General features: G+C 72.6%; 18 protein-coding genes. 5 read left to right on the top strand and 13 right to left on the bottom strand.

Annotated elements, in window-relative coordinates:
• Window positions 1–256 precede the first annotated feature (256 nt).
• Complete coding sequence (locus tag ABT122_RS07240) at window positions 257–1,789, top strand: MFS transporter (RefSeq protein ID WP_351546668.1); 1,533 nt, start codon at window positions 257–259, stop codon at window positions 1,787–1,789.
• Between the two features lie 222 nt (window positions 1,790–2,011).
• Here the strand turns inward: ABT122_RS07240 and ABT122_RS07235 are convergent, their stop codons facing one another.
• Window positions 2,012–2,548 carry a MarR family winged helix-turn-helix transcriptional regulator gene (locus ABT122_RS07235; protein ID WP_451068643.1) on the bottom strand — a complete coding sequence of 179 codons (537 nt, stop codon included), beginning with the start codon at window positions 2,546–2,548 and terminating at the stop codon, window positions 2,012–2,014.
• Between the two features lie 102 nt (window positions 2,549–2,650).
• Here ABT122_RS07235 and ABT122_RS07230 point away from each other — a divergent pair, with 102 nt between their 5' ends.
• On the top strand, window positions 2,651–3,430 hold the full coding sequence (locus ABT122_RS07230; RefSeq protein ID WP_351546833.1) for a dioxygenase family protein: 780 nt from the start codon (window positions 2,651–2,653) through the stop codon (window positions 3,428–3,430).
• A 27-nt stretch (window positions 3,431–3,457) separates the two neighbouring features.
• Here the strand turns inward: ABT122_RS07230 and ABT122_RS07225 are convergent, their stop codons facing one another.
• Together ABT122_RS07225 and ABT122_RS07220 are read right to left on the bottom strand one after the other, a co-directional pair.
• Complete coding sequence (locus tag ABT122_RS07225; protein ID WP_351546665.1) at window positions 3,458–4,594, bottom strand: questin oxidase family protein; 1,137 nt, start codon at window positions 4,592–4,594, stop codon at window positions 3,458–3,460.
• A gap of 48 nt (window positions 4,595–4,642) precedes the next feature.
• Window positions 4,643–5,338, bottom strand: coding sequence for a GNAT family N-acetyltransferase (locus ABT122_RS07220; RefSeq protein ID WP_351546662.1), 696 nt, complete (start codon window positions 5,336–5,338; stop codon window positions 4,643–4,645).
• 148 nt (window positions 5,339–5,486) lie between these two features.
• Here ABT122_RS07220 and ABT122_RS07215 point away from each other — a divergent pair, with 148 nt between their 5' ends.
• A complete protein-coding gene (locus ABT122_RS07215; RefSeq protein ID WP_351546659.1) occupies window positions 5,487–6,488 on the top strand; it encodes a sigma-70 family RNA polymerase sigma factor in 1,002 nt (333 codons plus the stop codon).
• A gap of 125 nt (window positions 6,489–6,613) precedes the next feature.
• Here the strand turns inward: ABT122_RS07215 and ABT122_RS07210 are convergent, their stop codons facing one another.
• Complete coding sequence (locus ABT122_RS07210; RefSeq protein ID WP_351546656.1) at window positions 6,614–7,651, bottom strand: helix-turn-helix transcriptional regulator; 1,038 nt, start codon at window positions 7,649–7,651, stop codon at window positions 6,614–6,616.
• Window positions 7,652–7,714: 63 nt separating this feature from the next.
• Between ABT122_RS07210 and ABT122_RS07205 the strand changes: the two genes are divergently transcribed.
• Window positions 7,715–9,322: an MFS transporter gene (locus ABT122_RS07205; RefSeq protein ID WP_351546653.1), complete on the top strand. Its 1,608-nt coding sequence runs from the start codon at window positions 7,715–7,717 to the stop codon at window positions 9,320–9,322.
• 50 nt (window positions 9,323–9,372) lie between these two features.
• On the opposite strand, the gene ABT122_RS07200 is transcribed toward ABT122_RS07205, so the two are convergent.
• From ABT122_RS07200 to ABT122_RS07190, 3 genes are all read right to left on the bottom strand, one after another.
• Window positions 9,373–10,248 carry a DUF6227 family protein gene (locus ABT122_RS07200; RefSeq protein WP_351546650.1) on the bottom strand — a complete coding sequence of 292 codons (876 nt, stop codon included), beginning with the start codon at window positions 10,246–10,248 and terminating at the stop codon, window positions 9,373–9,375.
• 144 nt (window positions 10,249–10,392) lie between these two features.
• Window positions 10,393–11,496, bottom strand: a complete 1,104-nt coding sequence (locus ABT122_RS07195; RefSeq protein WP_351546647.1) for a P1 family peptidase — start codon at window positions 11,494–11,496, stop codon at window positions 10,393–10,395.
• Between the two features lie 12 nt (window positions 11,497–11,508).
• Window positions 11,509–12,666 (bottom strand): low temperature requirement protein A, encoded by a 1,158-nt coding sequence (locus tag ABT122_RS07190; protein ID WP_351546830.1) that lies wholly within the window; start codon window positions 12,664–12,666, stop codon window positions 11,509–11,511.
• A 256-nt stretch (window positions 12,667–12,922) separates the two neighbouring features.
• Between ABT122_RS07190 and ABT122_RS07185 the strand changes: the two genes are divergently transcribed.
• Entirely contained in the window at window positions 12,923–13,129 is a 207-nt protein-coding gene (locus ABT122_RS07185; RefSeq protein ID WP_351546644.1) for a hypothetical protein, read from the top strand.
• 64 nt (window positions 13,130–13,193) lie between these two features.
• Here ABT122_RS07185 and mscL read toward each other — a convergent pair whose 3' ends face one another.
• The 6 genes from mscL to ABT122_RS07155 all read right to left on the bottom strand — a co-directional run bounded on the left by mscL (window position 13,194) and on the right by ABT122_RS07155 (window position 19,203).
• On the bottom strand, window positions 13,194–13,739 hold the full coding sequence (gene mscL / locus ABT122_RS07180) for a large conductance mechanosensitive channel protein MscL (RefSeq protein WP_351546641.1): 546 nt from the start codon (window positions 13,737–13,739) through the stop codon (window positions 13,194–13,196).
• A 168-nt stretch (window positions 13,740–13,907) separates the two neighbouring features.
• Entirely contained in the window at window positions 13,908–14,426 is a 519-nt protein-coding gene (locus ABT122_RS07175; RefSeq protein WP_351546638.1) for a hypothetical protein, read from the bottom strand.
• A gap of 322 nt (window positions 14,427–14,748) precedes the next feature.
• The gene (locus ABT122_RS07170) at window positions 14,749–15,588 is read right to left on the bottom strand and encodes an S-methyl-5'-thioadenosine phosphorylase (RefSeq protein WP_351546635.1); all 840 of its coding nucleotides are present in this window, start codon (window positions 15,586–15,588) and stop codon (window positions 14,749–14,751) included.
• An 81-nt stretch (window positions 15,589–15,669) separates the two neighbouring features.
• The gene (locus ABT122_RS07165; RefSeq protein WP_351546632.1) at window positions 15,670–16,005 is read right to left on the bottom strand and encodes an FmdB family zinc ribbon protein; all 336 of its coding nucleotides are present in this window, start codon (window positions 16,003–16,005) and stop codon (window positions 15,670–15,672) included.
• Between the two features lie 69 nt (window positions 16,006–16,074).
• Window positions 16,075–17,370 (bottom strand): MFS transporter, encoded by a 1,296-nt coding sequence (locus ABT122_RS07160; protein ID WP_351546629.1) that lies wholly within the window; start codon window positions 17,368–17,370, stop codon window positions 16,075–16,077.
• A 393-nt stretch (window positions 17,371–17,763) separates the two neighbouring features.
• Window positions 17,764–19,203, bottom strand: coding sequence for a potassium/proton antiporter (locus ABT122_RS07155; RefSeq protein WP_351546626.1), 1,440 nt, complete (start codon window positions 19,201–19,203; stop codon window positions 17,764–17,766).
• Between the last annotated feature and the right edge of the window lie 150 nt (window positions 19,204–19,353).

Below are 19,353 nucleotides of genomic sequence, written 5' to 3'. Positions count from 1 at the left end.
ACGCACGGGCGGCGCACCCACGGCGTACGCGCTCCGTACCGGCGGGTCGGTACCGGAGCACCGCCGGGCGCGGTGCGACACGGCCCCCCGGCGCGGAGTTCGGACCACCGCGCCATCCCGCCCCCGGCGCAGCCTCCCGGCCCCGCCCCCTGACACCCGCCTCCCCGGCACTCGCCTCCCGGCGCGCGGCCTCCGTGGCACCCCGACAGCTTCAGCAATCTTTTGACCGTTTCCGCACCCCTAGGTGGCCTGACCCATGCCAAAAACAGCCAATACCTCTCTTCCTGATACCGCCGGCACCATGGACCCCCGGCGCTGGAAGGCCCTGATCTTCATCGCGCTGGCCCAGCTGATGGTGGTGCTCGACGCGACCATCGTGAACATCGCGCTGCCCACCGCCCAGCAGGATCTGGGCATATCCGACGGCAACCGGCAGTGGGTCATCACGGCCTACGCCCTCGCCTTCGGCGGACTGCTGCTCTTCGGTGGCCGGATCGCCGACATCTGGGGGCGCCGGCGCACCTTCATCGTCGGTCTGATCGGCTTCGCCGTGGCCTCCGCGCTCGGCGGCGCCGCCACCACCGAGGCCATGATGCTCGGCGCCCGAGGGCTCCAGGGCGCCTTCGGCGCACTGCTCGCGCCCGCCGCGCTCTCCCTGCTCGCGGTGATGTTCACCGACGCCAAGGAGCGCGCCAAGGCGTTCGGCATCTACGGCGCCATCGCCGGTGGCGGCGGCGCGGTCGGACTGCTCCTGGGCGGCTTCCTCACCGAGTACCTGAACTGGCGCTGGACCTTCTACGTCAACATCCCGTTCGCGATCGCCGCCGCCGTCGGCGCGTACGTGGTGATCCGCGAGCCGGCGGGTGCGCGCAACCGGTCCCCGCTCGACATCCCCGGTGTCGTCCTCTCCACCCTCGGTCTGGTGGCGCTGGTCTACGGCTTCACCCGCGCCGAGCACTCGGGCTGGTCGGACGGTCTGACGGTGGGCATGTTCGTCGCCTCCGTGGTGCTGCTGGCCGCGTTCGTCGTCACCGAGGCGAAGGTCAAGGCCCCGCTGCTGCCGCTGCGCGTCCTCACCGAGCGCAACCGGGGCGGTGTCTATCTCTCGCTGGGCCTCGCCGTCATCGCGATGTTCGGGCTCTTCCTCTTCCTGACGTTCTACCTCCAGGTCGTCCGCGGGTACTCGCCGGTGAAGACCGGCTTCGCCTTCATGCCGATGGTCGTGGGCATGATCGTGGGTTCCACCCAGATCGGCACCCGGCTGATGACCCGCGTCCCGCCCCGGCTGCTGATGGCGCCCGGCTTCCTGCTCGCGGCGACCGGCATGCTGCTGCTGACCCAGCTCGACCTGAACAGCTCGTACGCCGGTCTGATCATGCCCGCGCAGCTGCTGCTCGGCCTCGGCATGGGTACGGCGTTCATGCCGGCGATGTCCCTGGCCACCTACGGGGTGGACCCGGCCGACTCCGGTGTCGCCTCCGCGATGGTCAACACCTCGCAGCAGGTCGGCGGCGCGGTCGGCACGGCGCTGCTGAACACGATCGCGGCCTCGGCCACCACCTCGTACGTCAGCGCGCGGGCCGCCGGCGCGACCGACCCCCGGCTGCTGGAGATGCAGGGGATGGTGCACGGCTTCACCTCCGCCATCTGGTGGGCGGTCGGCATCCTGGTGGTCTCGGCGGCGATCGCTTTCGCCCTCATCACCAGTGGCCGCCCCAACATGGGCGCGCCGTCCGGTTCGGGTGACGGCGCCGAGGACGAGGTCAGGGTGCCGGTCATCGCGCACTGACGTCGCGGGGCCGGGACGGACACCCCGTCACCGACACGGAAGGGCCCCGCCCGGATCGCTCACCGATCCGGGCGGCGCCCTTCCGCTTGTGCCACCAGGCCCCACCGGGCGCCGTGGTCGCCCGAGAGGAGCGCCTCACCACGCGCCGCGGCGCTCCGGCGCGGCCCCACCGCGCACCGCGGCGTTCCGGCGCGGCCCCACCGCGCGCCGGGGCCGCCGCCGCTACCGCAGCCAGGGCAGGTCGGCGCCGGAGTCCTGCGGCTGGAGCCCCTCCGCCACGATCCGCATGATCTCGCCGAGCTGCCCCACCTGCTCCGGCGACAGCCGGTCGAACATCGCCTGCCGCACCGCCTCCACATGGCCCGGAGCGGCCCGCCTCAGCACCTCGAAGCCCTCGTCCGTCAGGACGGCGTTCTGACCGCGCTTGTCGGACGAGCACTCCTCGCGCCGCACCCAGCCGCTCCGCTCCAGCCGGGCCACGGCGTGCGAGAGCCGGGAGCGGGTGATCTTGGCGTCGATGGCCAGCTCGGTCATCCGCTTGCGGCGCTGCGGGGCCTGGGAGAGCTGCACCAGCAGCCCGTAGTAGACGTGCGGCATGCCGGCGTCACGCTGCAACTGGCGGTCGAGATGGTCGTCGAAGAGGGTGGTGGCGTGGAGATACGCGCGCCAGACGCGCTGTTCGTCGTCGGTGAGCCAGCGCTGCGGGAGCCCGTCCGCGCCGGGGGACGCCGCCGTCGCTGCCGTCGTCATCTCTTCCACGGTCATGCCCTCCACTCTACGACCACTTCTTGAAAGTTGAACTACATGGTCGTAGGCTGAGGGCACAGCTTGAAGTTTCAAGCAAAGATCGGAGCCATCGCCATGACCGCCACCCCCGCCGGGCGGATGCCCGCCCTCTACCTCTCCCATGGTGCTCCGCCCCTCGCCGACGACCCCCTCTGGCCGGGTCAGCTCGCCGCCTGGTCGGCCGGACTGCCGCGCCCCACGGCGATCCTGATGGTCTCCGCCCACTGGGAGGAGGCCCCGCTGGCGCTCGGCGCGACCGTGACGGTGCCGCTGGTGTACGACTTCTGGGGCTTCCCGGAGCACTACTACACCGTGCGGTACGCGGCCCCGGGCGCCCCGAGGCTCGCCGAGGACGTGCGGGCGATGCTGCGCGGCCCCGGCCGGCCCGTCCAGGACATCCCCGACCGAGGCCTCGACCACGGCGCGTACGTACCGCTGGTGGAGATGTTCCCGGAGGCTGACATTCCGGTACTCCAGATCTCCCTGCCCACCCTCGATCCGGGGAAACTGCTGGAGATCGGGCGGCGGCTGGCCCCGCTGCGCGACGAGGGCGTCCTCATCGTCGGCAGCGGCTTCTTCACCCACAACCTGGCGGCGCTGCGGCACTCCGGCGTCCCCGGCTGGTCGGCCGAGTTCGACGACTGGGGGCAGCGGGCGCTGGCGGCGGGAGACGTGGACGCGCTGCTGGACTTCGAGCACAAGTCCCCCGCCGGACGACTGGCCCATCCGCGCACCGAGCACTTCGCACCTCTCTTCGTCACGATGGGGGCCGCCGAGGGTGAGCCGGAGAGCGGGCGGAGCGTGATCGACGGCTTCTGGATGGGGCTGGCGAAGCGCTCGGTGCAGTTCGGCTGAGCGCCGTCCGCGCGGGGGCGGGGAGGCTCAGGTCAGCAGCGGCGGATTCCACTCGATGGCGCCCACGGCCGCGGTCAGCGCCAGGCTGTCGCCGACATCGAGCGCGGTGTCCGCGAACTTGATGGTGTGGTCGTCGCCGTGCGCCGCCGCCCGCTCGAACACCTCCTCCGCCGTCGCGTCGGTCAGGGTGTACGGACGCGGATCGGCCGTGCTGTACGCGGCGGTGACCCCCGCGCTCGCGGCCCAGGCGGCGCCGAGGCTGGGCAGCCACAGCTCGCGGGGGAGCGCGGGCAGGGTCCGCAGTACGGCGTTGGGCGCGGTCGCCGCGTGCACCAGCATCACCGGGTCGGCGTGGCCATGGGCGGCGTAGCGCCGGGTGGAGGCGGCCACCAGCTCCCGCAGCCGGTCACGGGCGTCCTCCGGGCCGGTGACGCCCAGCGGCCAGCCGGGGAGGGCGGTCAGCTGGGCGAACCGGTCCCCGATCCCGCCGGACTGGTCGGGGACGGCGGGGACCGCGTCCAGCGCGGCCGCGGCGCCGGGCGGGGCGCCGAGCGTCCGCACCTCCGGCAGCGGCAGATGCCGGGCGGTCCAGTACCCGAGGGCCTGCGCCAGCTCACCGACCCGGGGGGCGGTCTCCTCGCCGCTCAGCAGGGTGCGCACGGCGTGGCCCACCCGGATCGCGGGATGGGTCGCGCTGCCCGCGATGCCCGGCAGCAGCCGGGGCCACCACTCGGTCAGCACCTCCCGCCAGGGGCGCTCGGTGGTCTCCCGCTCGAAGTGGACGATCCAGTCGGCCACCCGGCCCGGGTCGCCCAGCGCCTCGCGCCAGTTCTCCGGGGTCACCGGGTTGCCGCCGCGCGGCATCTCCTCCAGCCGCTCGCTGTAGCGGTCGAACCAGCGGTGCACGCCCGCCGCCTGGCCGTGGCGCACGAGCGCCTCCACGGCCATCGGGGCGTGATTGCTCAGGAAGCCGTAGAACTCGGGACCGGAGGTGTGGATGCGCTCCAGCGCCTCGTCCAGGGTTCCGCTGGTGTCCTGGGCCGGGGCTCCGGTGGTGTCCTGGGCCGGGGTTCCGGTGGTGTCCTGGGCCGGGGCTCCGGGGGCGTGCCGTGCCGGGGTGCCGGTGGGGGCGGGCGCTGCGGGGAAGGTGCCGGTGGTCTCCATGGCCCGACCGTAGGCGCGGTCCGTGAGGCTCCGTAACGGGCTGGAGTCCTACACCTGAGGTCCCAGCTCCTTCTCGTACCAGGTGATGTCCCAGTAGCGGCCGAACTTCCGTCCCACCTCGCGGTACGTCCCGACCGGGCGGAAGCCGAACCGGGTGTGCAGCCGGGTCGACGCCTCGTTGGGCTGGGTGATCCCGGCGTACGCGCGGTGCAGGTCCTCGCCCTCCAGCGCCTCGAAGAGGGACTTGTAGAGCAGGGTGCCGACGCCCAGCCCCGCCGCCTCGGGGGCGCAGTAGACGCTGACCTCGACGGAGGTGTCGTAGGCGGCCTTGGGGCGCAGGGGGCTGCTGGTCGCGTAGCCGAGGAGGCCGCCCCAGGGCCTGCTTTCCGGGCGGTCCGCCGGGGCGTGCTGCTCTTGGCGGTCCGCCGGGTCGTCCGCCGGGTCGTCCGCCGGATCGTCCGCCGGGTCGCGCCCCGGGCGGTGCCCTTGGCGGTCCGCCTCGGTGTCCCCGGGGGCGCTTCCCGGCCGGTTTTCGGCATATCGGACATCCCGAGCAACCAGAAGACGGTGCGGGCCGTCTTCAGGGTGGGAACGGAGCCATGGGCGGCGTTGTTCCGGGGAGAAGACAGTGGTGTCGAAGGTGATGGGCGTCTCACGTATGTAGTGGTTGTAGAGCGCTGTCAGCTCCGGCAGATCGGCCTCCGCGCCCGCTCTGACCTGCACCTCTACCGGTTCCTTAGGCATGCGTCCTCCCCTGATGGTCGGACAGGGTACTGCAAGATCGTAAAAATCGAAGTGGGGCTTGGGAATTCTGTCCGGATTCCAGTCGTTGTTTCCATCGGATGCAGGGCACCCGGAAGGGTGTCGCGACCTACTCAGCAAGGGAGCTCGCATGGCAACCCGTGCCGTCGCCCGTCGCCAGTCCGAGACCACGAGGACCACCGGCCGGGCCAGCAGCGTTCGCGCAGTGGGCGGGGAGATCGCCGACCGCGACCTGGTCGGCATGTACCTCGACGAGATCGCGCGCACGCCGCTGCTCGACGCCGCCAAGGAGGTCGAGCTGTCCCAGACCATCGAGGCGGGTGTCTATGCCCGGCAGATCCTCGGCAAGGAGATCGAGAGTGAAGCGGGCGGCGCCTCGCGCGAGGAGCTGGAGGCCCTGGTGGCCGAGGGCGAGCGGGCGAAGGACGTCTTCATCCGGTCGAACCTCCGGCTGGTCGTGGCGGTGGCCCGGCGCTATCCGCGCAGCGGCCTCCCCCTGCTCGACCTGATCCAGGAGGGGAACGCGGGCCTGGTCCGCGCGGTCGAGAAGTTCGACTACGCCAAGGGCTTCAAGTTCTCCACCTACGCGACCTGGTGGATTCGCCAGGCCATCACCCGTTCCATAGCCGACCAGTCGCGCACCATCCGGCTCCCCGTCCACCTGGTGGAGGAGCTGGGCCGAATCCGCCGGGTGCAGCGCGAGTTCAACCGCGAGAAGGGCCGGGAGCCCGAGCCGGCCGAGATCGCGGAGGAGCTGGCCTCCACGCCCGCGCGGGTCACCGACGTGCTGGACTGGGCGCGCGACCCGGTCAGCCTCAACATGCCGGTGGACGACGCCGGCGAGACACAGTTCGGCGATCTGCTGGAGGACACCTCCGCGGTCTCGCCCGAGCAGTCGGTGCTCACCCTGCTGCGCAGCGAGGGTCTGGAGGATCTGATCGGCCAGCTCGACCAGCGCACCGCCTCGATCATCCGCATGCGGTACGGCATCGTGGACGGCCGCGAGCGGACGCTGACCGAGGTCGGCAAGGAGCACGGGCTGACGCGGGAGCGCATCCGGCAGATAGAGAAGCACGCTCTGCTGGAGCTGAAGCGGATGGCCAGGGACACGGGCTTCGACGCGGCGGCCTGAGCCGTCGTGCCCGATCCGGGCCCGGCCGCGCGCGGGCTCCCCGACGACCGTCCCACCCAGAGCCGGACCCCGAGGCCTTCCCCCCGGCCTCGGGGTCCTTTCCTGTCCGGGGGCGGGTGCTCACCTCACCCGGCCGCGGTGGTCCCGTCCCCCGCCGCCTGGCCGTTCCCCGCGGTGCGGGCCGGCTCCCGCGCCGCGCCGGCCGGCGTCGTCGCGGCACGGGTCAGCCGGGCGCCCAGGGCCCGGGCCCGGGCCGCCAGCTCGGGCGGGCCGTGCACGGTGAAGTCGCAGCCCACCAGGGCCAGCCGGAACACCAGCCACTCCGTCGAGTACGACGAGCGCAGCCGCAGCAGACAGGACGCCTCACCCGTCGCCTCCGGCATCCCGAACGACTCCGGCAGCCGAGCCCTCACGAGCGCCGCCGGGGCGTCGAACCCCACCTCGGCCTCGTACTTCTCGGGCGGTGCGACGCCATGGCTCAGCAGCGCCTCCGCACCCGCCGCCGGCAGTTCCCTGGGGGTGAACCGGGCACCCGTCGCCAGCGGTTCCGAGACCCGGTCCACCCGGAAGGTCCGCCAGTCCTCCCGTACCGTGTCGTACGCCACCAGATACCACCGGTAGCCCGTGGAGATCAGCCGGTACGGCTCCACCAGCCGCTTGGTCGGGGTGCCGTCGGCCGACCGGTAGTCGAAGCGCAGTTGCTCCTCCCCGCTCGCCGCGCCCGCGATGGCCGTCAGGGTGCGGGGGTCGATCGTCGCGCCGTCGCCCTGGGTCAGCGGGATCGTGGCGGCCTGGAGGGCGTTCACCCGGTACCGCAGCCGGGACGGCAACACCTGTTCGAGCTTGGCCAGCGCCCGCACCGACGCCTCCTCGACGCCCTCGATCGCATGGCCCGCCCCCGCCCGGAGCCCGACGGCTATCGCGACGGCCTCCTCGTCGTCCAGCAGCAGCGGGGGCATCGCCGCCCCCGCGACGAGCCGGTACCCGCCGACCGCGCCCCGGGTCGCCTCGACCGGATAGCCCAGATCGCGCAGCCGGTCGATATCGCGGCGGATGGTCCGTTTGCTCACCTCCAGGCGCTGGGCCAGTTCACTGCCGGGCCACTCACGCGGGGTCTGGAGAAGGGAGAGCAGATTCAGCAGCCGTGCCGGAGTGTCCGTCATAACCACCAGGATGCCCGCGAATGAGGACCGCTTCCGGCCTAAACGAGTCCTAGGGTCGCTCTCATGAGCCCACAGAGCCAACAGCCGGCCGTGCCCGGAACAGCTGTGCCGGACACGCCATCGGACCGGCGACGATGGATCGCCCTCGCGATCATCATGACCGCCGCCTTCATGGACCTGGTCGACGTCACCATCGTGAACATCGCGATCCCCAGCATCGAGCAGGACCTCGGTGCCTCCTTCAGCTCCATCCAGTGGATCACCGCGGGGTATGCGCTGGCCTTCGCCGCCGGGCTGATCACGGGCGGCCGGCTCGGCGACATCCACGGCCGCCGGCGGATCTTCCTCATCGGCGTCGCCGGCTTCACCGCGGCCTCCGCGCTCTGCGGACTCGCCATGAGCGCCGAGGTGCTCGTCGCCGCCAGGCTCCTCCAGGGCGCGATGGCCGCGCTGATGGTGCCGCAGGTGCTGGCGATCGTCCACACCACGTTCCCGCCGCACGAGCGCGGCAAGGTCTTCGGGCTCTTCGGCGCGGTCGTCGGCCTGGGCGCGGTCTCCGGTCCGCTGCTCGGGGCGCTGCTGACGGAGTGGGACCTCTTCGGTCTCGCCTGGCGGCCGATCTTCCTGATCAACCTTCCGGTGGGGGTGGCCGCGCTGATCCTCGGCCGGATCTACATCGTGGAGTCCCGTGCCCCGAAGGCGCTCAAGCTCGATCTGCCCGGGGTCGCCCTGGTCGTCACGGCACTGCTGATGCTGATCTACCCGCTGACCCGGGGCCGTGAGCTGGGCTGGCCGCTCTGGGGGCATCTGTGCATGGCGGCCAGCCCGCTGGTGTTCGCCCTCTTCGTGGTCTACGAGCGGTACAAGACACGCAAGGACGGCTCCCCGCTGGTCGAACTGTCGCTGTTCCGGATCAAGAGCTTCGCCGCCGGTATCGCCGTCCAGCTCACCTTCGGTGTGGTCCTCGGGGTGTTCTTCCTGGTCTGGACGCTTTATATGCAGATCGGCCTGGGCTGGAGCGCCCTGCGGGCCGGGCTGACGGGTGTGCCGTTCTCGATCGCCGTGTCCCTGGCGGCCGGGGTGTCGGTGCAGAAGCTGGTGCCGCGCTTCGGCCGGAAGGTGCTCCAGGCGGGCGTGGCCACGATGGCCGCGGGAATACTGCTCTACAGCTGGCAGGCCGAGCACTACGGCAGCGGGATCGAGCCCTGGCAGATGATGGGGCCGCTGGTGCTGATGGGGCTCGGCATGGGGCTGATCGTGGCGCCGCTGACCAACGCGGTGCTCGCCGAGGTGCCGCGCCGGCACGCCGGTTCGGCGTCCGGGCTGATCAACACGGTGGGACAGACGGGCAACGCGCTCGGTCTCGGGCTGGTGTCCGTGGTCTTCTTCGGCGCCATGAACGGCTCGGTGGGCGACGGCTTCTCCGAGCACTCGGGAGCGGGCGGCGAGGCCGGGGCCGGTACGGCGGCCGGGGACGGGGCCGCGCGGGAAGCGCTCGCCGAGGCGTTCGGAGGCGCGTTCCAGAACTCCATGTGGTGGGTCTCGGGGATACTGCTGGGGATCTTCCTGCTGATGTTCGCGCTGCCGGCGCACCCGGAGCACCGCCCTGAGGGCACCGAGCCCGACGGACCGGGAGAGGGCCGCGAACGGGAGCCGGTGCTGGCGCACTGACCGGTCGCGGAAACGGGCTCACCCCGGAAGGGACGGCTCCGGCATCGATGTCATCGCACCCGTGCGCGCAGCTCCATCGCTTCGCGCGCGGTGTGCTCGGCGCCGTAGACCTCGCACATGTGGCGGCCGTCCGGGGTGGCGGTGTGCTCCACCTCCCACAGACTGGTCTCGACTCCGTCGAGCAGGAGGAACGCGTGCTCGTAGAGGGTGAAGCCCGCGTCCTTGCCCGCCACCCGGCACTGCCGGGCGGAGACCTGGGTGATGTGGTGCGCGAACGCGGAGCGCAGCATCCTCGCCGTCTTCTCGCCCGGCCGGTCCGCGTTCTCCGCGCGGCGGAGGACGCGCCGGGCGTGGTCCGCCGAATTGTCCGGGACATACATCCGGGGGAGCGCCGCCGGGGGTGCGGACATCAGCCCGGCGAGCAGCGCGAAGTCGGCGTCGAGATCCGCCTCCAGCCCGATCGGGCCGGTGCGCCCGCGATCCGCCGGGTCGCGGTCGGCCGGGTCGCGGTCGGCGGGATCGGAGAGCTCCGGCCCGTCGGTGAACCCGGCGGTGCGGAACGCCGACAGCGCACCGCTCCCCGGCTCGCCCGAGTCGGCGAACCCGGGGAAGCCCGCGGGCAGCCGGGACGCCGCCAGCCGCACCTCCGACTCCTCCGTGTACAGCTCGTGCTGCTCGGGATGGTCGGCGCCACTGCTGTGAACCAGCTCCCAGAGCACGAGCGAGCTGCCGTCGCTCAGCAGATACGCGTGCCGGTAGGTCGCGCGGTCCAGCGAGCCGCTGTGGTGCGAGGAGTGCAGCGAACTCGCGTGAGCCAGCGCCGACTCCAGCCGCTCGACCGTGGCATCGGGCAGATCGAAGGAGTTCAGCGCCCGACCCAGGAGTCGTTCGAGGTGTGTCTCGGTTGTCTCATACGGATCGTTCAAGGTGGGTCTCCAGGCCGTCGCCACAAGTAACTCGTTGATTGCTAAAAGTAGCCCCTCGGTCTGACACCTCGTCCAGTCGTTGCGAAAAACGAAGCAAGTCTTTGTGAAGTTCCCCGGATCGCCTCAACGGGCATAGCGCGTGCATCAGTTGATGTCGTACAGCTCCCGATACGAGGGAAAGACCCCGCCGGGTCCGCTCGTACCGGTGGCCGTCAGCACCGCCCGCACAATCGCCCGGCTGACCACATCCGCGCCCGCGGCCAGCACTTCGTTGAGCGCGAGAGGATTCCCGGCGGCCAGTTCCACTCCGTCGGTGGCGAGCGCGAAGACCGTGTCACCGTCGTTGAGAAGGTGCACCGGCCGCACGGCGCGCGCGATGCCGTCGTGCGCCGTCCCCGCGAGCTTCTGCGCCTGCGCACGGGTGAGACGGGCGTCGGTCGCGACCACGGCGAGGGTGGTGTTCAGGGGCGGCGGCCCGCTCGCCGACCGCGCCCGCTCCAGCCGCCGCAGCGCCTCCCGGTGCACCCCGGGCGCGGGCGGGGGCACCCCTTCCCCGGCGTCCGTCCCGTACAGGCCGCCCGTGCGCGGATTCATCACCGAGCCCACCGCGTTGACCACGACCAGGGCCGCCACCGTGGCGCCCGAGTCCGCCAGGACCGTGCTCGCCGTGCCCACCCCGCCCTTGAGCCCGCCGGCGACCGCGCCCGTGCCCGCTCCGACGGAACCGGTCTCCACCGGTGCGCCGGACGGCCGGCGGGCCGCGTCCTCGATCGCGGCCCGTCCGGTGGAGGCGTCGGGCCGGGCCCGCCAGTCCCCGCCGCGCCCCAGGTCGAAGACGCAGGCGGCCGGAACCACGGGCACCACCCGCCCCGGCCCGCCGACCGGGACACCCCGGCCCCGCTCCTCCAGCCAGGCCATCACCCCGCCCGCCGCGTCCAGGCCGTACGCGCTGCCGCCGGTCAGCACGACGGCATCGATCCGCTGGACCAGATTGCGCGGATCGAGCGCATCGGTCTCCCGCGTCCCCGGGCCCCCGCCCCGCACATCCACGGCGGCGATCGCCCCGCCCTCCGGCGTCAGGACGACGGTGGTCCCGCTCAGCGCTCCCGCGCCCGGCACCCGCGCGTGGCCGACCCGCAGCCCGGCCACATCCGTCAGCCCGTCCCTCGGGCCGTCCGCCGGCCCCGCCCGCCCGCTGCCGGGGGCGCGCGCCGTGTCCGCTCCGCCACCCGTCCCTGTGTCGCTCATGCGCACTGCGTATCACGGGACCCGCCGGACGGGTACGGCCGGACGCGAGCGGTGGCTCAGCGCGACACCGACCGCGACCGTCGCCGCCGCGACCAGCCCGGCCGCGAGCACCGCGAGACCACCCGCGAAGGAGCAGCCCAGGATCGCCGCGGACGCCACCGGCAGGGGCAGCTGCCGCACCACGCCGTGCTTGAAGTGCCGCGCGTGCAGCAGCCAGACCATCAGCAGAAACACCGCCGTGGGCACGGTGACGGCGGAGGCCGCCGCGAAGGAGGAGACCGGCGCCACACCCACCCCGTGCTCGACCGCCACCTCGATGCCCGCGCCGATCGCGGCGGCCGAACCGAAGATCAGCACATGGCCGTACCCCCAGGGGAGTGCCTGCCGGTTGGAGATCAGCCGCTCGTGCGCCGGCACCGCGAAGTAGATCCACCACGCGGAGAAGATGATCAGAAGCCCTCCGGCGGCGATGGGCAGCAGCTCGCCGACCGCCTCGTGCTCGTCCAGCGCCGACTGCACGGCCACCGTGCTGCCGGCCATCGTCTCGCCCAGCACGATCAGGGTGAAGAGCCCGTACCGCTCCGCGATGTGCCGCGCGTGCCACGGCGTCTCCCGGTGCCGCTCGGCCAGCGGGGGCACCAGCAGCTCGCCCACGACCACGATCGGGAACAGCCAGTGCCGGGAACCCTGCGGGGCGAGGAGCAGCACCACCCAGGCCGCCTGGCAGAGCGCGATGCCGGTCGCATACGTCAGGGCCGCCCTCCGGGCCGGGCCGCGCTCCGCCGCCGCCGCCCGCAGCCACTGGGTGGTCAGCGCCAGCCGCATGATCAGATAGCCGATGACCGCGATCGTCCAGTCGTTGGCGCCGAAGGCGCGCGGCACCCCGGCGGCGTAGACGAGGACTCCCGCGATCTGCACCAGGGTGGCGATCCGGTAGGGGACGTCGTCGCAGTCGTAGGCCGAGGCGAACCAGGTGAAGTTCATCCAGGCCCACCACACGCCGAAGAAGACGAAGCAGTAGCCGATGAACCCGGTGCCCGGGTGACCCTCGGCCAGCGCGTGGACCAGCTGGGCGCCCGACTGGGCGACGGCGACGACGAAGCAGAGATCGAAGAACAGCTCCAGCGGGGTGGCCGCGCGGTGCGGCTCGTCCCGGCGCCGGGGGGTCATGTGCCGCAGCGGCTCGTACGCGTCGCCCTCCGGGCCGGGGGTCCCCGGGCCGGGGGTCTCCGGGTCGGGGGTCTCCGGGTCGGGCACGGAGCGCGAGCCGCCGGTCCCGCCGGTGCCGTTGTTCCCGGAGGTGCCTGAGGGCGTCATGCGTCCAGGACAGCAGAGGTCCCGCCCCCGGGCGACGGGACGCGGGCCCACCAGGTGACCCCCCGTCCGGACGGGCCCCCGGGCGCCGCCTCCGCCGTACCCTGGAGACATGAGCCCCGCCCCCGCCCCCGGACCGCGAGACGCGAAGCGCCCCCGGCCGGACGCCCCCGAGCCGAGGATCGTCTTCGACGATCCGCTGGACCAGCAGTCCTCGGACGACACGGACCGGGGGTGGGGTGAGCGGCCCTCCCCGAGCGGCGGTGGCGCCGCCGACCTGGCGCGCTTCCTCGACGAGAAGCCGCCCCACCACATCTGAGCCGGGACCGGCCGCGCCCCCTCCGTCCGCCGTGCGCGGGCGGACGGTCCGCCCGGCGGTGCCGCTACAGCCGGTCGGGCCCCGCGCCGGGGCCGGAGCCGAAGCCCGTCCCCGGACCGGAGCCGGGACCCGAGCCGGGCGCGGAGCCCGTGCCGGAGCCACCGCGCGACTGCGCCACCAGCGCGTCGCGGATCTCCTTGAGGACCTCCAGCTCGGACAGCTCCACGATCTCCTTGGTCCCCTCCTTCGCCGCCTCCCTGGCCGCCTTCCGCGCCAGGTACTTCGACATGGGCAGGACCATCAGGAAGTAGACGACCGCGGCGGTGATCAGGAAGGTCAGAATGGCGCCCAGGACCGAACCCCACAGGATCTTGATCCCGTCGACCTCGCCGTTCACCACCTTGCAGGTGCCCTTGAGGCAGGAGCTGTAGGCGTCGAGATCCTTGGTGCCGAAGGCCCCGACCAGCGGGTTGATGACGCCCTTCACCACGGAGTTCACCACTTGGGTGAAGGCCGCGCCGATGACGACGGCCACCGCCAGGTCGATCACATTGCCGCGCATCAGGAAGGCCTTGAAGCCCTCCAGAACGCTGACCTTCTTCTCGCTCACCACTGAGCCTTTCTTCGCATGAACAGGGGACGGAGTGAAACCCTCCGCAACCTACGGCAAGGCCGGGTCGCACTGTCCACTTCACGCGTGCGCGCAGGTGACGGGTCGGCACGTCAGTACGAGCGGGGGCCGCGCCGAGCGGCCCCCTGCCCGGTCCGCCCGGCGCGCTCAGCACAGCGCCACCGCGAGGCCGGCCACCGCGCTCGCCGCGAGCAGTTCGGCGGCGAGCGCGCGCGGGACGGAGAGAACCACCAGCGCGCCGCCCTCGGGGGGACCGGCGGCCCCCGGCACCTCCGCCACCCGGACACCCCTGGCCACCACCCGGGCGCCGGGCACCTCGTGGCGGCCCGCGGCCGGGGCCGGCACGGCGATCACATCCACCCGGTCTCCCGGACGCAGCAGCCGGACCGTCGCCGCGTCGGCGATCCGCACCGGGGCCGACACCAGGGCGGGAGCGGGCCGGGCGGCGCGCTCCCCGGTCGTGGCGGACGCCCCGCCGCCCCTGCCGCGCGCCCCCGCCCCGTCGTCCGATCCGCCTGGGCCGCTGTCCGCGCCCCGGGGGGCCGATGCGGCCAGCGCCGCCGCCGTCAGCGCCACCCCGGCAGCCACGGCCCGCCGCCTGCGGCGCACCGCCCGCCGCAGCCGGTGCGCGCCACCGCGCACCCGGACCGGGGGGAACTGCGGCACCCACGGCTCCGTGCCCGCCCCGTGCGCGGAAGAAGCGGAAGAAGCGGAAGAAGGGGAGGGAGAGTGAGAAGGAAAAGGTGAAGAGGGAGGGGGAGGGGTCATCAGCGCCACCGCCTGTCGTCGAGGAGTCGGCCCGGCCGGTGTCCGCACCGGCCTCGCACCCCTCACGATCCGCTCCCCGCTCCGATCCCGCCGGGGCCTGTGGACGGCCCCCGGTCTGTGGACAACTCCCTCACCCGGAGAGGTGAGGGAGGGCCCGCCACGGCCTCGGTCCCGACTCGGGTTCAGCCCGGGTTCGGCCCGGGTTCGGCCCGGGTTCGGATCAGGGGAGTTCCAGCCCCAGGTCCCAGCCGTCGTGGGCGTTCAGGCACAGGCAGTCCCGCTCACCGGTCGCGGGCAGCGCCCCCACCGCGTCGAAGAGCACCTCCCGCAGCCGCCCCACGTTCTCCCCGAAGACCCGCATCACCTCGGAGTGCGAGACCCCGTCGCCCGTCTCGGTCCCCGCGTCCAGATCCGTCACCAGCGTGAGGGAGGTGTAGCAGAGGGCCAGCTCACGGGCGAGCACCGCCTCCGGGTGGCCCGTCATCCCCACCACCGACCAGCCCGCCGCCGCGTGCCAGCGCGACTCCGCCCGGGTGGAGAACCTCGGCCCCTCTATGACCACCAGCGTCCCGCCGTCCACCGCCTCCCAGGCGCGGCCCCGGGCGGCCTTCAGCGCCACGGCGCGGCCGGCCGGGCAGTACGGGTCGGCGAAGGCGGTGTGCACGACATTCGGGACCACCCCGTCCGCCCGCGCCTCGCCGTCGAAGTAGCTCTGGGCCCGTGACTTCGTACGGTCCACCAGCTGATCGGGCACGAGCAGCGTCCCGGGTCCGTACTCCGCCCGCAGACCGCCCACCGCGCACGGTCCTAGCACCTGCCGCACGCCCACGGAGCGAAGGGCCCACAGGTTGGCGCGGTAGTTGATGCGGTGCGGCGGAATCCGGTGGTCCCGGCCGTGCCGGGGGAGGAAGGCGACCTTCCGGCCGGCCACCTCGCCCAGGAAGAGCGAGTCACTGGGCCTGCCGTAGGGGGTGTCGACCTCGACCTCGGTCACATCCTCCACGAAGGAGTAGAAGCCCGAGCCGCCGATCACACCGATTTCTGCGTTCGCGTTAGCCATGCCGAGCACACTATCGACGGGCCGGAACGCCGAGGACCCCGCCGTGGAAACGGCGGGGTCCCGGGTGAGAACGGTGGGGCGTCAGGCCGCCGAGCTGCCGCTGGAGCTCGTGGAACCCGACGACGACGAAGAAGACGTCGACGAGGAGGACGACGAGGAAGAGGCCGAGGACGAAGCGGGCTTCGCGTCGGACGTCTTCGACGTGGACGACGACGCGGCAGGCGTGCTGCTCGACGACGAGCCCCTGCTGTCGTTGCGGTAGAAGCCGGAGCCCTTGAAGACAATGCCGACAGCGGAGAACACCTTCTTCAGGCGTCCCTCGCAATTCGGGCACACGGTCAGAGCGTCATCGGTGAACTTCTGCACCGCCTCGAGGCCCTCGCCGCATTCGGTGCACTGATACTGGTAGGTCGGCACTGTGTCTTCCTCCTGGCACTCTCACTCAATGAGTGCTAACGACGGTCCATAGTGACGTATTCCGCTGCGTCAGTCCACCGTCACCCGCGCGCGGTGATCCATCCCACTCGCCCCACGGGCCGCGATGAGCCCCGCGGCGCCCGTGGTGTCGCCCTGGGGCGTCAGCCGTGCCCGGAGTGTGACCAGAGTGACCAGTGCGAGCGCGGTTCCCGCCAGCGGCACCACGAAACCGGCGCTCGCGCCGTTCGCGTCGGCGAGCTGACCGGAGATCGTCACGGCCGTCGCCTGGCCCAGGGCGACCGCGCCCGTCAGCCAGGTGAAGGCCTCGGTCCGGGCCGATGCCGGTACCAGCGACTCCACCAGGGTGTACCCGCCGATCAGGGCGGGGGCGATGCAGAGGCCGACCAGCAGGCCGAGCGCGGCGAGCAGGGCGACCGAGTCCACCGCCCAGAGCGCGGAGGCGGCCAGGGTCAGACCCGCGTAGCCGATGATCACCCGCCGGAGGGGGCCGCGCTTCCAGACGATCGCGCCGCAGGCGATACCGGCGAGCATGTTGCCCGCCGCGAAGATCCCGTACAGCAGTCCGTTGACACCCGGATTGCCGATCTCCTCGCTGAAGGCGGTCAGCGAGACCTGCATGCCCCCGAAGACCGAGCCGATGCCGAGGAAGGTCACCACCAGGACCCGTACGCCCGGGATGGAGAGGGCCGAGACGCGCGGGGCGGAGCCGTGGGCCGAGTCCCGGCGCACCGGCGGCTGGGTGCGCTTCTGCGCGGCGAACAGCAGACCGCCGGTGAGGGTGAGCGCGGCCTCGGCGATGAGGCCGGCCGCCGGGTGGACGCCGGTGCAGAGCGCGGTGGCGAGGACCGGGCCGACCACGAAGGTGAACTCGTCGGTGACCGACTCGAAGGCCGCCGCCGTCTGCATCAGCGGGGAGCCGTCGAGCTTGGCGGCCCAGCGGGCCCGGACCATGGGGCCGACCTGCGGTACGGACGCTCCCGTGGGCACGGCCGCGACGAACAGTGCCCACAGCGGGGCGTCCGCGAGGGCCAGCACGGTGAGGGCCGACACGGAGGCGGTGTGGATCAGGACGCCCGGGAGGAGGACGGCGCGCTGGCCGAAGCGGTCGGCGAGTTTGCCGCTCTGCGGGGCGAAGAGGGCCATCGACACGCCGGTGGCGGCGGCGACGGCGCCGGCGCTGCCGTACGAGCCGGTGGTGTGCTGGACCAGCAGGACGATGCCGATGGTGAGCATCGCGAAGGGCTGCCGGGCGGCGAAGCCCGGGAGCAGGAAGGTCCAGGCGCCGGGGGTGCGGAGCAGTTGCCCGTACCCCGGGCGGGGGTCTTTGGTGACCGTGGACTCCACGGTCCGGCCTTTCTGCCGCCTGGTGGTGTCCCCCGGGGCGGGGGCGACCGAGAGCTGTCCTCTTGCGCGCGGGACTGCGGTAGATACCGGGTACCGGGTCCGGGGGGACGCGTCGGCCGCCATACGGTCGCGCCAGCTCTGCGTCAGGCAGAGGTGGTTCGATCAAGTGCGGCTCCATGGTACAGCTCCCGGGCCTCGCGCTTCGCGGCCCGTCCGTCGCGGTCCCTGTGCCGCAGGGTGCCCGCACGGCGCCGGTCCTGGTCGGGGGCCTGCCCCCGGGCCGCCGTTGCTCAAGCGCCGGAGGCGCTGGGTTTGTCCGGGCTTTCGCTGAAGCCGGGCAGGGCGGTCCTTGGCGGGCGCCTCCCGGGAGGCGCCCGCCAGGGTGCGCGGGCTCTACCCCGTGCCCAGCCAGCCCGCCAGTTTCCCGCCCTGGCCCACCGCGCGCAGCCGTCTCTCCGCGGCGTCGCGGACCGGGTCGGTGGCCACCACGAGGAGTTCGTCGCCGCGGTGGAGCACGGTGGACGGCATCGGGACGAAGCTCCGCTCGTCCCGTACGACCAGCGTCACCGCCGCCCCGGGCGGAAGCCGCAGCTCCGCCACCTCCACCCCGTGCATCCTGGACTCCGCCGGGATCGCCACGGACAGCAGATGCCCCCGCAGCCGCTCCAGCGGAGCCGACTCCACCCCGAGGTCCGACGGCGCGGCCGGCCCGATCTTCAGGGCTCTGGCCAGCCAGGGCAGCGTCGGCCCCTGGATCAGCGTGTAGACCACGACCAGCACGAAGACGATGTTGAAGATCCGGGCGCTGCCCTCCACCCCGCCCACCATGGGGATGGTGGCCAGAATGATGGGCACGGCCCCGCGCAGCCCCGCCCACGACATCAGGATCTGCTCCCGCCGCGGAATCCGGAACGGCAGCAGGCTGAGGAAGACCGACACCGGCCGGGCCACCACCGTCAGCACCAGACCCACGATCACCGCGGGCCAGAAGTCGTCCACCAGCTCGTGCGGGGTCACCAGCAGCCCCAGCAGGACGAACATCCCGATCTGCGCCAGCCAGCCGAGCCCCTCGGCGAACCCCTGGTTGGCGGGGGCGTGCGGCAGTTTCGAGTTCCCGAGGACCATCGAGGCGAGGTAGACCGCGAGGAATCCGCTGCCGTGGGCCATGGCCCCGGCGGCGTACGCCACCACCGCGATGGCCATCACGGCGATCGGGTACAGACCCGACGCCGGCAGCGCCACATGCCGCAGCCCGAAGGCCCCGACGAACCCCGCGGCCAGCCCGATCGCCGCGCCGATCGCCAGCTCCAGCGCGATCTCGCCGACCAGGAGGTACCACTGGTCCACCGGACCGGCGGCCGAGAAGGCCACCACCAGGATCACCACAGGGGCGTCGTTGAAGCCCGACTCCGCCTCCAGCACACCCGTCACCCGGGACGGCAGCGGCACCTTGCGCAGGACGGAGAAGACGGCCGCGGCGTCCGTCGAGGACACCACCGCGCCGATGATCAGCGCCTGCCGCCACTCCAGGCCGACCAGATAGTGCGCCGCCGTGGCGGTGATCCCCACGCTCACGGCCACACCGGCGGTCGAGAGCGCGACGGCAGCGGGCAGCGCGGGTTTCACCTCCTGCCACTTGGTTCCCAGCCCGCCCTCGGCGAGGATCACCACGAGCGCGGCATAGCCGATCACCTGCGTCAGTTCGGCGTCGTTGAACCGGACGTCGAAGATGCCGTCCTGCCCTATGGCGACTCCGATGCCGAGATAGAGCAGGAGGCTGGGGAGTCCGCTGCGCGAGGAGATGCGTACCGCCGCCACGGCGATGAGCAGCACGAGCGAGCAGATGAGCAGGAGTTCGTTGAGCTGCTGGACAGTCAGTGGCCGATCCTTCCCCTGGCGCCTCTACGTGCCGGATCGCTGATCCGGGCGGCGACACTTCGTTACCTTACCTAATCTTTAACGTTTTCTTGACGCCGGATACGG

This window comes from Streptomyces sp. NPDC001985 (genome assembly GCF_040296845.1).
GTDB lineage: Bacteria > Actinomycetota > Actinomycetes > Streptomycetales > Streptomycetaceae > Streptomyces.
The sequence above is the reverse complement of the archived record's forward strand: the minus strand, read 5'-3'. Positions and strand labels throughout refer to the sequence as shown.

Bases quoted from the DNA above. Each gene is read 5' to 3' on its own strand.
- ABT122_RS07190 (WP_351546830.1), bottom strand. From the start codon at position 12,666: ATGACCCCCCGGCGCCGGGACGAGCCGCACCGCGCGGCCACCCCGCTG.
- ABT122_RS07205 (WP_351546653.1), top strand. From the start codon at position 7,715: ATGAGCCCACAGAGCCAACAGCCGGCCGTGCCCGGAACAGCTGTGCCG.
- ABT122_RS07215 (WP_351546659.1), top strand. From the start codon at position 5,487: ATGGCAACCCGTGCCGTCGCCCGTCGCCAGTCCGAGACCACGAGGACC.
- ABT122_RS07170 (WP_351546635.1), bottom strand. From the start codon at position 15,588: ATGGCTAACGCGAACGCAGAAATCGGTGTGATCGGCGGCTCGGGCTTC.
- ABT122_RS07240 (WP_351546668.1), top strand. From the start codon at position 257: ATGCCAAAAACAGCCAATACCTCTCTTCCTGATACCGCCGGCACCATG.
- ABT122_RS07230 (WP_351546833.1), top strand. From the start codon at position 2,651: ATGACCGCCACCCCCGCCGGGCGGATGCCCGCCCTCTACCTCTCCCAT.
- ABT122_RS07195 (WP_351546647.1), bottom strand. From the start codon at position 11,496: ATGAGCGACACAGGGACGGGTGGCGGAGCGGACACGGCGCGCGCCCCC.
- ABT122_RS07210 (WP_351546656.1), bottom strand. From the start codon at position 7,651: ATGACGGACACTCCGGCACGGCTGCTGAATCTGCTCTCCCTTCTCCAG.
- ABT122_RS07225 (WP_351546665.1), bottom strand. From the start codon at position 4,594: ATGGAGACCACCGGCACCTTCCCCGCAGCGCCCGCCCCCACCGGCACC.
- ABT122_RS07185 (WP_351546644.1), top strand. From the start codon at position 12,923: ATGAGCCCCGCCCCCGCCCCCGGACCGCGAGACGCGAAGCGCCCCCGG.
- ABT122_RS07220 (WP_351546662.1), bottom strand. From the start codon at position 5,338: ATGCCTAAGGAACCGGTAGAGGTGCAGGTCAGAGCGGGCGCGGAGGCC.